This window comes from Winogradskyella sp. UBA3174, assembly GCF_002364335.1.
Classification (GTDB): Bacteria; Bacteroidota; Bacteroidia; order Flavobacteriales; family Flavobacteriaceae; genus Winogradskyella.
Window position 1 is genome coordinate 18995 of the sequence record NZ_DEXW01000062.1, and the last position, 12951, is coordinate 31945.

Annotated in this window: 14 protein-coding genes; 12 read left to right on the plus strand and 2 right to left on the minus strand. The window is 31.4% G+C overall.

All coding sequences use genetic code 11. From position 1 onward, the window contains the following. The first annotated feature begins 68 nt into the window (after nucleotides 1-68). The 7 genes from B2U95_RS11595 (at nucleotide 69) to B2U95_RS11625 (ending at nucleotide 6895) form a co-directional block, all read left to right on the plus strand. A complete protein-coding gene (locus tag B2U95_RS11595) occupies nucleotides 69-851 on the plus strand; it encodes a hypothetical protein (protein ID WP_296316641.1) in 783 nt (260 codons plus the stop codon). Between the two features lie 426 nt (nucleotides 852-1277). Continuing rightward, nucleotides 1278-1802, plus strand: a complete 525-nt coding sequence (locus B2U95_RS11600) for an ATP-binding protein (protein WP_296316643.1) — start codon at nucleotides 1278-1280, stop codon at nucleotides 1800-1802. Beyond that, the gene (locus B2U95_RS11605) at nucleotides 1799-3301 is read left to right on the plus strand and encodes a PIN domain-containing protein (RefSeq protein ID WP_296316644.1); all 1503 of its coding nucleotides are present in this window, start codon (nucleotides 1799-1801) and stop codon (nucleotides 3299-3301) included. The genes B2U95_RS11600 and B2U95_RS11605 overlap by 4 nt, the downstream gene beginning before the upstream one ends. After that, nucleotides 3279-3650 (plus strand): hypothetical protein, encoded by a 372-nt coding sequence (locus tag B2U95_RS11610; RefSeq protein ID WP_296316646.1) that lies wholly within the window; start codon nucleotides 3279-3281, stop codon nucleotides 3648-3650. Before B2U95_RS11605 ends, B2U95_RS11610 begins: the two co-directional genes overlap by 23 nt. 228 nt (nucleotides 3651-3878) lie before the next feature. Beyond that, nucleotides 3879-4244: a hypothetical protein gene (locus B2U95_RS11615; RefSeq protein ID WP_296316648.1), complete on the plus strand. Its 366-nt coding sequence runs from the start codon at nucleotides 3879-3881 to the stop codon at nucleotides 4242-4244. A gap of 200 nt (nucleotides 4245-4444) precedes the next feature. Continuing rightward, complete coding sequence (locus B2U95_RS11620; RefSeq protein WP_296316651.1) at nucleotides 4445-6331, plus strand: CocE/NonD family hydrolase; 1887 nt, start codon at nucleotides 4445-4447, stop codon at nucleotides 6329-6331. Nucleotides 6332-6574: 243 nt separating this feature from the next. Further along, entirely contained in the window at nucleotides 6575-6895 is a 321-nt protein-coding gene (locus tag B2U95_RS11625) for a YtxH domain-containing protein (RefSeq protein WP_296316653.1), read from the plus strand. A 134-nt stretch (nucleotides 6896-7029) separates the two neighbouring features. On the opposite strand, the gene B2U95_RS11630 is transcribed toward B2U95_RS11625, so the two are convergent. Further along, the gene (locus tag B2U95_RS11630) at nucleotides 7030-7671 is read right to left on the minus strand and encodes an alpha/beta hydrolase (RefSeq protein WP_296316655.1); all 642 of its coding nucleotides are present in this window, start codon (nucleotides 7669-7671) and stop codon (nucleotides 7030-7032) included. 54 nt (nucleotides 7672-7725) lie between these two features. On the opposite strand from B2U95_RS11630, the gene B2U95_RS11635 reads away from it, so the two are divergent. The 5 genes from B2U95_RS11635 (at nucleotide 7726) to B2U95_RS11655 (ending at nucleotide 12436) form a co-directional block, all read left to right on the plus strand. Then, nucleotides 7726-8151, plus strand: a complete 426-nt coding sequence (locus B2U95_RS11635) for a PaaI family thioesterase (RefSeq protein WP_296316657.1) — start codon at nucleotides 7726-7728, stop codon at nucleotides 8149-8151. Between the two features lie 3 nt (nucleotides 8152-8154). After that, nucleotides 8155-9270 (plus strand): chorismate-binding protein, encoded by a 1116-nt coding sequence (locus B2U95_RS11640; RefSeq protein WP_296316659.1) that lies wholly within the window; start codon nucleotides 8155-8157, stop codon nucleotides 9268-9270. Between the two features lie 31 nt (nucleotides 9271-9301). After that, a complete protein-coding gene (gene menD, locus B2U95_RS11645) occupies nucleotides 9302-11062 on the plus strand; it encodes a 2-succinyl-5-enolpyruvyl-6-hydroxy-3-cyclohexene-1-carboxylate synthase (RefSeq protein ID WP_296316661.1) in 1761 nt (586 codons plus the stop codon). Between the two features lie 96 nt (nucleotides 11063-11158). Continuing rightward, nucleotides 11159-11497 (plus strand): DUF2853 family protein, encoded by a 339-nt coding sequence (locus tag B2U95_RS11650; RefSeq protein WP_296316663.1) that lies wholly within the window; start codon nucleotides 11159-11161, stop codon nucleotides 11495-11497. A 108-nt stretch (nucleotides 11498-11605) separates the two neighbouring features. Further along, nucleotides 11606-12436, plus strand: coding sequence for a CvfB family protein (locus B2U95_RS11655; protein WP_296316665.1), 831 nt, complete (start codon nucleotides 11606-11608; stop codon nucleotides 12434-12436). A gap of 2 nt (nucleotides 12437-12438) precedes the next feature. Here the strand turns inward: B2U95_RS11655 and B2U95_RS11660 are convergent, their stop codons facing one another. Continuing rightward, nucleotides 12439-12846 (minus strand): hypothetical protein, encoded by a 408-nt coding sequence (locus B2U95_RS11660; protein ID WP_296316667.1) that lies wholly within the window; start codon nucleotides 12844-12846, stop codon nucleotides 12439-12441. Nucleotides 12847-12951: the final 105 nt, after the last annotated feature.

Here is a 12951-nt window from a genome sequence, read left to right on the forward strand (position 1 = left end):
ACTAATTTAGTTGCTTAACCACCCAATTAGCCATGCACCAAACGTTGTACACAATATAACCCAAGAGAATGCAAAGAAAAATAATTACACTTTTATTAATAGCAATGTTCATAAATTCTGGATATGCACAATCGGGAAAAATTAACATTAAAACAGACCATTTGATAGAGGCAAATTATCTAAAAATGGATGATTTTTATTTAACTCATTATTTATATATCGACTTGTTTTTAAGAGAAAACCTGTTTCCTGAAGCAAGCCCAAAAGATGTTTCATCAATTATCATAGCTCTTAAAAAGTATGTTTCAGTAGAAAACAAACTAGATGTTGAAATTGAAAAACCTGGAAAAAGAAATTATTTAATTCGATTTACAATTTTAAAGAAAGATGACGGAACTGAACTCTTAATTGCTTTCACAAATTGGAGTGTAAAGAAAAAGAAATTTGAAAAGGAAATTAAAACAGAAAATGATTCCTACACGAGATGGTATTTTCTTAATGGAAACAAAATGACTTATAGAAAAGATATGTCCAATGAAAATGATTATTCAACTATGAATAAATCTGACTTGGCTAACTCTTACCTATTTGATGAATTAACAGATAACGATTCCGAGATTAAAAAAACAATAGAGGAATATCTAAACCAAAGCAATTTAATTATTTCAGATAAAATAATGGCAAATTTAATTCTATTAAAATATCGAATTTTTAAAAAAGAGAGTGACAACGTGGAGAAGCAAACTGAATACTTAAATGAATTATTTGAAAAAAATAAGTCTGAATCTAATTTGAGAGGTTTAAAAGCAGCTTTTAATGCTACAAAGTTTCAAATAGAATTAGCGAAATAAATACGGGTTACAACACCGTATATAATTTATTGCTAGTCATAGCCTACTTACATAAGTCCTCGCACACTTTCTATCTGTGATTTGTTTACTTTACAACGCAACTAACAGACACATCACGTTCTAAAACATTAAAGTAAACCCTAATAATGAACATTATTTAAGCCATTACGGTAAAACATAACAAAACGCTTCTAAAATACTGTAATTTGCCTTCTTTTAACCTACAATGCGCTTTCATTTTAAAGCCATACTAGGTAATATAAAATACCTGCATACAATAGCACAGTATAGGTTTAATTAACTAAAATATACGTGATTACACGTATAGATAAGACTCATTTTAACGCTAGATTTGTTACTACAGTTATAACGTGGATATAGTTAATGACTATATTTAAATGTTGTGCAACATACTGAACCAACGTTATGAAAGATAGGAATATAATATTTATCGGAGGAATACACGCAGTTGGAAAAGGTACTGTTTGCGAAAAAATAACTCAAAAATTCAATTTTGAGCACTTATCCGCAAGTCAAGTTCTCAAATGGAATGAGATAAGCGATCTAAAGAATAAAAAAGTTGAAAATTTCAATACAACACAAGACAGATTACTAACTAATTTAGATAAAATTACACAGCCAAATAAAAGGTATTTGCTTGACGGACATTTTACATTACTAAACTCAAAAGGAGAGCCTGAAAAAATTGATGAATCTACATTTGTTGGAATCCAACCAAAATCAATAATACTACTTACTTGCGAGCCTAAAATAATCTTCGAAAGATTAAAAAAGAGAGATAACTCTACATACAAATTAGATGTTCTTGAAAAAATGCAAACAATGGAAATCGAACACGCCAAATACATTTCACGAAAATTAGATATACCCTTATTTACAGTTATCGACGGAGACACAACTTCAATTTTTGAATATTTAGAAAAATTATGAGAATACTTATTGACACTAACATAATAATTCATCGTGAGGCAAATCGTGTTTTCAACGAAGATATAGGGCTACTTTTTAACTGGCTTGATAAACTAAAATTTAATAAATGCGTTCATCCACTTTCAATTGAAGAAATATCAGGTTATCAGGATGAGGAAGTTGTTAAAACAATGAAAATTAAGATTGCCAACTACAATCTATTGAAAACTGAATCAGCCGATGACCAATTAATAACGCAAATTCGACAATCTGATAAATCACATAACGATTTTATAGATACGAGTATATTAAATGAAGTCTACAATAATCGTGTTGATTATTTAATAACTGAAGATAGAGGAATTCATAGAAAAGCCAACTATTTAGGTTGTTCGGAAAAGGTTTTCAAAATCGATGCATTTTTGGAAAAATGTATCGCTGAAAATCCCGAATTAAAGAATTATCAGGTATTAGCAGTAAAGAAAGAGTACTTCGGTAATATTAACATAGATGATACATTTTTCGACTCTTTTAAACAAGACTACGACGAATTTGGAAACTGGTTCAATAAAAAAGCTGACAACATTTCTTATGTGTGTATTACAGACGGAGACGTAAAAGCATTTCTATATTTAAAACAAGAGAACACCGATGAAATTTATAATGACATCGAACCTTCGTTTTCTCAAAAGAAAAGGCTTAAAATAGGAACTTTTAAAGTTACTTCAACTGGTTACAAATTAGGAGAAAGATTTATAAAAGTAATATTCGACAATGCTTTACAATATGATGTTGAAGAAATTTATGTGACAATTTTTGACAAAAGAGATGAACAATTAAGACTAATTTATTTACTTGAAGATTGGGGTTTTAAACATTGGGGAACTAAAACTACAGACAATGGAATTGAACAAGTCTTTGTTAGACAATGTAGACCAACACCTAACCTTAAGCAACCAAAATTATCCTTTCCGGCAGTTTCAAAAAGCACAACCAAATGGATTGTACCAATTTATCCAGAATATCATACCGAACTATTTCCTGATTCAATCTTAAATAATGAATCACCACAAGATTTTACCGAAAACGAGCCTTACAGAAATGCTATTAAAAAGGTCTATATATCACGTTCTTATAACCGAGGTTTGAATGGTGGCGATTTAGTACTTTTTTATAGAACAGGAGGACATTACGCTGGTGTGATATCAACGATTGGAGTCGTTGAAAACATAGTAACTGATATTCGGGACGAAAGCCATTTTATTGAACTCTGTCGTAAGCGTAGCGTATTTGACGATAAAGAATTAAAAAAATATTGGAATTGGAACAAAAATAATAGACCATTTATTGTTAATTTTTTATACATTGACTCATTCCCAATGCCAAAGGTTAATCTAAAGAAATTGAGGGATTTAAATATCATACAAAACGCACCACGAGGGTTTGAACCGATAAGTGATGTAAAATTTGAACAAATACTAAAACAAGCAAGAGCTAATGAAAGTTATATTATCGATTAAACCTGAATTTGCAAATAAGATTTTTAATGGAACGAAGAAGTTTGAATTTCGTAGAACCTTGTTTAAAAACAAAGAGGTTAAAATGATTATTGTTTATGCGTCTGCACCCATAAGTAAGGTAATTGGCGAATTTGAAATTGATAGAATTTTTCACGAAGAATTGGAATTACTATGGAACCAAACTTCTAAATTTTCTGGAATAACGGAAGATTATTATATGCAATATTTTAATGGTAAAGAAAATGGATATGCAATAGAAGTTAAGAATCCAAAAAAATATAAGACGAATCTTTGTATAAAACAGAATTATGGATTGAATCCACCACAGTCATTTGCATATTTGCGCTAAAGTACGTTGCACAACAATGTATATAAAACGTAGCTGTTACTGGATTTCCGAGAGGTTTTTGTGTATTTCCCAAGACCGCCAAATTTTTTAATTTGGCTTTTTAAGAAAATAAAATTAAAAGAAAATTAAAAAATTCAGCTCGTGTATAATCCGAAACGATAGCGTCTTTTTACACGCTACGTTTCATATACGGAGACGTTATATGCAATTTAAAAATTAAGTCTGATAATGAAAAAATATGCATTCATCATATTCATATCAATGTTAATTATTGGTTGTAATAATCAAGATAAACCGAATAAAAAAGTTTGGGTTTATCTTGAGTCACATAATATCATAAAAAATGATACAACAGCTCATTATAATTATGGTAAAATTCACCAAAGTGATCTGGATAAAATAAAATCTCAAAGCACTTCAAAAGGTTTGTTTGAATTAACTGATGGACGTTACCTAGATGACGATCAAAAAGTACATGATTATTCAGATGACATAGAAAATGGAGTTTTTTTCTTTCGATTTAAAGATGTGGTTTACATTGAAATTCAAAAATATGACCCTCTTAAAGCAAATACTGACACAATTACAGATTAAAAACTAAATACAACACGGTATATAATTAATTGCTTTGGCTAGTCCGTATTTGTTCACTAATTTAGTTGCTTAACCACCCAATTAACCATGCACATCACGTTATCCTTAATAATGACTAACAAATAATAAAATTCTTCAGAAGTACCCTAAAGTATTTTTCGATTTATAATAAATTTATTAAAACTAATAACTCTAACAAAATGAAAAAACGCACTATTTTAATTTCGTTTGTACTTGCTTATATCTTTGTAAGTAGTTTTAGCCTTCATGCACAAGAAAAAACCCTTCAAGAACAAGAAGACATTGCGATTGTAGATCAAAAAATAATGATGCCAATGCGCGATGGGATTCGTTTAGCAACTGATATTTACCGTCCTAAAACAGATAAAAAAGTGCCTATTATTTTTTCTCGTACTCCTTATAATTTCAATTCTTGGGGAGATGGAAAACAAAGAACAAGAACCGCGCAAAGAGCTTTAGAAGCCGTTAAAAGAGGGTATGCTTATGTGGTTCAAAATGAACGCGGACGCTATTTTTCAGAAGGTGAGTGGGATATTTTAGGAGTGCCACTAACCGATGGCTACGATGCCTTTAGTTGGTTAAAAGAACAAACGTGGTCTAATGGTAAAATTGGGACTTTAGGTTGTTCTTCTACTGCAGAATGGCAAATGGCTGTTGCAGCTTTAGATCATCCGTCTCATGCAGCAATGGTGCCTCAAGGGTATGGTGCTGGTGTTGGTAGGATTGGCAAAATTAATGAACAAGGCAATTGGTATCGTGGTGGTGTTGAGCAAATGTTATTTTTTTCTTGGTTATATGGTGTTGAGCATGATAAATTTAAACCTCGAATTCCGGCTGGTGCTACCCAAGAAGATTTAATAAGAATTTCAAGATTTTACGATTTAGCACCCGAAAATCCACGAGTAGATATGGCTGAAGCATTGAAGCATTTACCTATTCAGGATATCCTAAAAAACATCAATGGTAAAAATGAGATTTTTGATAAAATGATACGTCGTAAGCCAAATGATGAGGCTTGGTTTGAAGGAGGTATTTATCATGATAATATGGAAATTGGAGTTCCAAGTTTTTGGTTTACCTCGTGGTATGATGTGTCTATAACTCCGAATTTAGCTTTATTTAATCATGTGAGAAATAACTCTAAAGATGCCAACATTAGAGATAATCAATACTTGGTCATTGCACCAACGTTGCATTGTGCGTATACACGAGCAAGCGAAAATACTATTGTCGGTGAGCGCAGTGTTGGTGATGCGAGGCTTAACTATGAGGAGCAAATTTATGCTTGGTTTGACTTTTGGCTGAAGGGAGAAAAAAACGATTTTAAAGAGAAAACACCTAGAGTGCAATATTATACTATGGGAAGTAACAAATGGCAAGCCTCAGAAAGTTGGCCTCCAAAAGAAGCTAAATTAACAACCTATTATTTTAATAGTAATGGTGATGCTAATAGCTATTTTGGAGATGGAGAATTAACAACAGCAAAAGCAAATTCTGATAATGCAGATAGTTTTACTTATGACCCAATGAAACCAGTACCATCTTATGGAGGTAATGTGTGTTGTACTGGCAATGCAGTTAAAGGTGGTGCTTTCGATCAGCAACAAATGGAAACCAGAAATGATATTTTGGTGTACACCACAGATGTCTTAAAAGAAGGCGTAGAAATTTCAGGTTTTATTGAATCTACATTATATGTGTCATCAGATGTAAAAGACACTGATTTTACCATTAAATTAATTGATGTATATCCTAATGGTGAAGCCTATAATTTAGATGAAACGATACAACGTGTAAGATATCGCGAAGGTTATGATAAAGAAGTATTTATGGAGAAAGGTCAGGTCTATAAAGTAGATCTAACTCCGATGTCAACCAGTAATTACTTTAAGAAAGGACATCGTATACGTATTGAAATATCTAGCAGTAATTTCCCTCGGTTTGCTCGTAATTTGAATACTGGAGGTGATAATTATGATGAAAAAGAAGGAGTAACCGCTCATAATAAGGTGCATCATTCTTCAAAATTTACATCACAAATAAGACTGCCAATGATTTCTAATTAAAGTCTACCATCCTTAATAAAGACGACATTTTTTAAAACAGTTATTTTATGAAAAATGAAATAGCTCAATTTAAAAAAAGCATTGTTTTATAAGAAAACCTGTAAATTAGTAAGCTTTGATTTAGTAATTAATTTTACAATAATTGTAAAATACACATATTTGGTACTGCCTTTGTTTGTAACAAATCAGCAAGTTTTACGACACATAAATAGAATACGTTTAATTAAAAAAAAATAAAAAGTTATGATTCACAAAGGAGCCATAGTGCTAGGTTTAATTATAGGAGCAGGAGTTGGAGTATTATTAGCGCCAGAAAAAGGCAGCAGAACTAGAGATAATCTTAAAAAAGAAGGTAAAGACATAAAAGATCAATTAGTAACTGATTTTGCAGAAGTTAAAGATGACGTGTCTAAAGCTACCAAGTCTGCTAAAGAAAAACTAAAAGTAGAACTTAAGGATATTGCCTCTAAAACAAGTTATAAAACAGAGCAAGCCATTACGTTTATAGAAAAGCAATTAGCAATTCTTAAAGAAAAAAACAAAACGCTACAGCAGACAAGTTAAGAGTTTATAGAATTTGTCAGTTCGAGTGAATTTTACGATTGAAATGAGTAAAATTTGTATCGAGAACAAGAATTTCAGTTTAATTAGTTCTCGATACTATTTCTCGGACTTCGAAATCACTCGAACTGTCGTTATTACTTAACCAAATCATTTATATAACCTACATTAACAACATGCTTACCTTTAAAAGGAAGCACAGTCAATCTATTACCAAATAAGGCTGTTGCTCTCTCAGATTCTGCTAAAACTCGAGTATTATCTAAATACTCATCTTCAGTACCATAAATCAATTTCACTTTAGTGTTGGCATCTAAATAACTAAAATCATTAGCACTTAATTCTTTAGGGATTCCACCAGAATGTATAACCAACTGACTGCATTGTAATTGTCGTTTAGCCAAGTATCGCATCGCTACACTAACACCTTGCGAATACCCAAAAACAATAAGATTAACAGATTTAGGAATCTGCTCTGCATCTAGAATAGCATCAAAATAATTTAGAATATTTGCCATTCCGGCATCAGTGTTATTTCTAGTTAACCAATTGGCTCCAACATGCATTTTTGGTTGTATATAATATTTACTAGGTGCTTGTGGTGCTATGATGTAGTTTTCTTCAGAATTTAATGATTTAAAATATCTCAAAAAATACTGACTTAAATAGCCCATACCATGGCACACAAACCAAACAGTTTTAGTATTATTTGTAAGTGTATTTAAAGTAGAGTAGGAGTTATTAGTATGGTATGTGATTTCTTTTTCTTGTGAATTCATTATTCTAGGTCGTTTCAGTATCTTTGTATGAAACCATAAAACTACTGTTTTTCTATGCAAATGACTAAAGAAGAATTTCTACTAAAAGCGAACGCAGCTAGTAAAAATACATTGATGGAAACCTTGGATATAGAAATAATAGACTTTGGTGACGATTTTTTAATTGCAAGAATGCCAGTAACACCAAGAGTCCATCAGCCAGATGGTGTTTTACATGGAGGAGCTACTGCCGCTTTGGCAGAAAGCGTTGGGAGTTTTGCTTCACATATTTTTATTGATACCGAAAAATTATTTGTTAGAGGATTAGAGATTACAGCAAATCATTTAAAAAGCGTAAAAGATGGTTTTGTATATGCTAAAGCTACTTTTTTACATAAAGGACGTACAACACAACTTTTAGATATAAGAGTTACTGACGAGGCAGATAATTTGATTTCTATTTGTAGATTATCTACTATTTCACTTCCTAAAACTAAATAGAGAATGGATCTTAATTCATTTTTTGAGGCTTTAGAAAAACAATATGCCAATAAATTACCTTTTGTGGTGTATAGCAGACCTATTAATTCTATTATTAAATGCTGGTTGCAACAAAATGATGCGATGCATACCACAGATGCTTTTTCTGAAAGCGGCTTCGTGTTTGCTCCTTTTAATTTAAGTGATAAAAGTATTCTTTTGCCTCAAGACAAATGTGAGCATTATATTTTAGAGACTAATAAGTTAGAGGTTACAGAGCTTAATAGCCATTTTGAAATAGATACAAAAGATAGAGATGAGCATATTAACCTTGTTGAAAAAGGTATAGATAGCATAAATAAAGGGCAATTAGAAAAAGTTGTATTATCACGAAAGGTTGAGAAATCAACAGATGTGACATCTCCGTTAGACACTTTTAAAAGACTATTTAACACCTATGAAAATGCCATGGTCTATTGTTGGTACCATCCAAAAGTTGGACTTTGGTTAGGAGCTACACCAGAGCTGTTATTTAAAGTTGAAGGCAAACGATTAACGACAATCTCTTTAGCAGGCACACAACCCTATCAAGAACATAAAGATGTAGTTTGGACAAACAAAGAAATTGAAGAACAGCAAATTGTTACAGATTATATTACCAAACAAATAGAACCGTGTACCAAACAAGTCACTATTTCTAAGGTTGAAACTATTAGAGCAGGTAATCTCTTGCACTTAAAGTCGCGTATTATAAGTGTAATAGATGATAGCACAACTTTAAGAGCCGTAATAGAAGCGTTGCACCCAACTCCAGCTGTTTGCGGTTTCCCAAAGCAAGAGGCTAAGGATTTTATTCTAAAAAGTGAAAACTACAATCGCGAGTATTATACAGGGTTTCTAGGTGAGCTTAATCTAAAACAAGCCAAGACAAGAAATACGAATAGACGTAATGTAGAAAACAATGCATATGCAGTTGTAAAAACACAATCTAACTTTTATGTTAATTTACGTTGTACACAATTAAAGGATAATAAGGCTTTAATATATGTAGGAGGCGGTATTACCAAAGATTCTATTGCAGAAAATGAATGGGAAGAGACGGTTAACAAAACAAAAACTATTGGTAGTATCCTCAATTAGAAAGAAAGAGATTTCTTATCTTTGTCTTTAGATGAATCATTCCAAAATTCCCTTATCACAAACCGTAGTAATGTTATGCAAAGCGCATAATATTAGGCATATTGTAATTTCTCCAGGGAGTAGAAACGCACCTTTAACAATAGGTTTTTCTCACGATGATTTTTTTAATTGTTATAGCATTGTCGACGAGCGTTGCGCTGCTTTTTTTGCACTTGGAATTGCCCAACAATTAAAACAGCCAGTGGCTGTGGTTTGCACATCTGGTAGTGCATTGCTTAATTATTATCCTGCGATTTCTGAGGCTTATTACAGTCATGTTCCGGTTGTGGTTTTATCTGCAGATAGACCAAAACACCTAATAGATATTGGTGACGGACAAACCATAAAACAGAAGAATGTTTATGGGGACCATGTAATTTATAGTACAAATTTAAAATTAGATTTAAAGGATGAGCAAAAGTTGTCGTCTGATGAGGAATTACCAATTTTTAAAAATTTAGAACAGAAATTTGAACGCCTTTTAGGAATTCAAAAAGATATTCAGTCGTATAACGAATCAGAAATACATGATGCTTTAACCTTGTCTCACCTAAATTCAGGACCAGTTCATTTAAATATTCCATTTGATGAACCTTTGTATGAAAGGGTAGAAGAGTTAACGATTAACCCGAAACCTTTCAAAATTCAGAAAAGAATAGAAAAGATAGATAATTTTGAAATAAAAAGCGGCATTGATGTTTGGCAAAGTGCAAAACGAAAAATGATTCTTGTTGGTGCACTTCAACCAAATTCTATAGAAGAAAAGTGGCTACAAGAACTGGCAGATGACGATAGTGTTTTAGTATTTACAGAAACCACTTCTAATTTACATCACCAAGATTTTTTACCAGGTATAGATAAAATTATTGCTCCTTTGAATGAGGAAGATTTGAATGATCTTAAGCCAGATATTCTATTAACTTTTGGGGGTTTAATAGTCTCTAAAAAAATCAAAGTTTTTCTTCGCAATTTCCAACCAAAGCAACATTGGCATATTGATTTACATAGAGCAAATGACACGTTTTTTTGCTTAAGCAAACATTTTAAACTCACGCCAAATACATTTTTTAGTGCGTTTCTGCCTCAAGTAACGCATCATGCGAAGAGTGTTTATAAAACAACGTGGTTAGCGGTTAGACAGAAACGTCGTAAGCTCCACGAAGATTATTTAAAAACGATTCCTTTTTCAGATTTTATAGCGTTTAGTTTAGTAATAAAAAGTATACCTAAACAAAGTCAATTGCAAGTTGGTAATAGTTCTGCTATTCGTTACACACAATTATTTCAGTTAAGAAAAGATATAAAAGTATTTTGTAATAGAGGAACCAGTGGAATTGATGGAAGTACAAGTACAGCAATTGGTGCTTCAGTAGTTTCTAAAGAACGTGTAACTTTTATTACTGGTGATTTGAGTTTCTTTTATGATAGTAATGCACTTTGGAATAATTACATTCCTAAAAACTTCAGAATTATAGTTCTTAATAATGGAGGTGGTGGAATTTTTAGAATTTTACCAGGTCATAAAAACACAGAAAATTTCGATACTTATTTTGAAACCAAACATCATCTAACAGCTGTGCAATTGGCAGAAATGTATGATTTTGAATATCAAAAAGCATCTAATATCGAGTCTTTAGATAATACTTTAGATAGCTTCTTTAATGCATCTAAGCGACCAAAACTTCTAGAAGTGTTTACTCCATCTACATTAAATGACGAAATTCTTTTAAATTACTTCAACTTTATAAAATAAAGTGATTCTTAAAATGTGACCTACTCAGTTTTTATGTGTCTAAAAAATAATTACCTTTAGGAAGTAAATAAATTTTAATCATATAAAAACAAAACAATGAGTAAAAGAGACGACTTAATCGCAAAGTATGCGGCAGATTTAAAAGATAAGTGTGGCGTTAACCCAGATATGGATTTATTAACTAAAGTTACAGTAGGTTTAGGTCCTTCAATTTACAATGCAGACTCTTCTACAGTTTCTGGTTCTGATGATAAGGAGTTAGCTACAGTAAAGAACAATTATTTAATCAAAAAATTAGGATTAAGTGATAATGCTGACTTAGATAAAGCTATAGATTCTGTGATGGATTTGTACGGCCGATCTAACAGAAGTAAATATAGAGCAGTTGTATATTATTTGTTATGTGTACATTTTAAAAAATCATCTATATACTAGTATATAGATTTCAAACATAAAAAAGCGTTATAATGTATACAGTTATAGCGCTTTTTCTTTGTCTTAAATTGTTTTAGTATCTGATTAAAATATCAATATCTTTGCAGCATGATAAATTTAGGCGAATACAATACACTCGAAATTTTAAGAGACACAGAACCAGGATTATTCTTAGGAGATGGTGATGAAGGGGAAGTTTTATTACCCAACCGTTATGTGCCAGAGGTATTTGAGATTGGTGATAAATTAGAGGTATTTGTCTATTTAGATAATGAAGAACGACCAGTAGCAACTACAGACAGGCCTTTTATTAAAAACGGAGATTTTGCGCTACTGCGATGTAATCAGGTAACTGATTTTGGAGCATTTTTAGATTGGGGATTAGTTAAAGAATTATTTTGTCCATTTAGAGAGCAAGCTTTTAAAATGACAAAAGGAGGTTGGTATTTAGTGCACTGCTACTTAGATGATGAAACACAGCGTCTTGTAGCATCGAGTAAAACCAATCGTTTTTTAGATAACAAAGAATTGTTTGTAGCACAATTTGATGAAGTAGACTTAATAGTATCACATCCTTCGGATTTAGGAATGAATGTCATTGTTAATAAAATACACTTAGGTTTAATCTTTAGAGATGATATTTATAAAGACCTTAGTGTTGGTGATAGACTTAAAGGTATTGTCAAAAAAGTTCGTGATGATAATAAATTAGATATCTTATTAAATCAAATAGGCTATAGAAATATTGAGCCAAATGCAGAACATATCCTCAATGAATTGCATGATAATAGTGGTTTTCTGCCTGTGAATGACAAATCAGACCCAGAGCAGATTAAAGATTTACTTCAGATGAGTAAAAAAAGCTTCAAAAAAGCAATAGGGTCGCTTTATAAAGAGCGTCAGATTGAAATAAAAGAAGATGGTATTCATCTTAAATAAAACTAGCTATTAATAGAAAGAGTTTTCTCTACCCATTGGACCGCATGTTCAAGGTTTTTAAATGCTTCTCTATTAAATGTAAATAAGTGATTCTCTAATTCAAAAATACGTTGTGTCATCTCAGTATAAGCTACTATAGTATAAGCTACTAAATTTGCGAAATAGGCATTGAATTTTGGAGCATCCATAATATTAATAGAGTAGGATTTTAAACGATTTGCAATAAAACCAAAAGGTTTATCAATAAATTGTTTTTTGATAATCTCAGTGACTTCACTAAAGATATCAAAGTTAATATCTACTCTTTCTTTAAGTTCTACAACTACATAATCATCAAAAAGATACAAACTCCCTAGGTTTACTTTAAGGAGAGTAAGTTCTTTTCTATTAAAGTTAGGGTTATTTTTCATTTGTATTATAAAAGGGTTCTAAATGTACTATGCTTGCATAGTAAAAACTAATAAAAATTACACTTAAGGCATTATTATTAATTCCTTATTTTTGTTTCCAAAATA

What these genes read in the sequence shown, in the direction of transcription:
- B2U95_RS11595 (WP_296316641.1), top strand. Translation starts at nt 69, where the DNA reads ATGCAAAGAAAAATAATTACACTTTTATTAATAGCAATGTTCATAAAT.
- B2U95_RS11600 (WP_296316643.1), top strand. Translation starts at nt 1,278, where the DNA reads ATGAAAGATAGGAATATAATATTTATCGGAGGAATACACGCAGTTGGA.
- B2U95_RS11605 (WP_296316644.1), top strand. Translation starts at nt 1,799, where the DNA reads ATGAGAATACTTATTGACACTAACATAATAATTCATCGTGAGGCAAAT.
- B2U95_RS11610 (WP_296316646.1), top strand. Translation starts at nt 3,279, where the DNA reads ATGAAAGTTATATTATCGATTAAACCTGAATTTGCAAATAAGATTTTT.
- B2U95_RS11615 (WP_296316648.1), top strand. Translation starts at nt 3,879, where the DNA reads ATGAAAAAATATGCATTCATCATATTCATATCAATGTTAATTATTGGT.
- B2U95_RS11620 (WP_296316651.1), top strand. Translation starts at nt 4,445, where the DNA reads ATGAAAAAACGCACTATTTTAATTTCGTTTGTACTTGCTTATATCTTT.
- B2U95_RS11625 (WP_296316653.1), top strand. Translation starts at nt 6,575, where the DNA reads ATGATTCACAAAGGAGCCATAGTGCTAGGTTTAATTATAGGAGCAGGA.
- B2U95_RS11630 (WP_296316655.1), bottom strand. Translation starts at nt 7,671, where the DNA reads ATGAATTCACAAGAAAAAGAAATCACATACCATACTAATAACTCCTAC.
- B2U95_RS11635 (WP_296316657.1), top strand. Translation starts at nt 7,726, where the DNA reads ATGCAAATGACTAAAGAAGAATTTCTACTAAAAGCGAACGCAGCTAGT.
- B2U95_RS11640 (WP_296316659.1), top strand. Translation starts at nt 8,155, where the DNA reads ATGGATCTTAATTCATTTTTTGAGGCTTTAGAAAAACAATATGCCAAT.
- menD (WP_296316661.1), top strand. Translation starts at nt 9,302, where the DNA reads ATGAATCATTCCAAAATTCCCTTATCACAAACCGTAGTAATGTTATGC.
- B2U95_RS11650 (WP_296316663.1), top strand. Translation starts at nt 11,159, where the DNA reads ATGAGTAAAAGAGACGACTTAATCGCAAAGTATGCGGCAGATTTAAAA.
- B2U95_RS11655 (WP_296316665.1), top strand. Translation starts at nt 11,606, where the DNA reads ATGATAAATTTAGGCGAATACAATACACTCGAAATTTTAAGAGACACA.
- B2U95_RS11660 (WP_296316667.1), bottom strand. Translation starts at nt 12,846, where the DNA reads ATGAAAAATAACCCTAACTTTAATAGAAAAGAACTTACTCTCCTTAAA.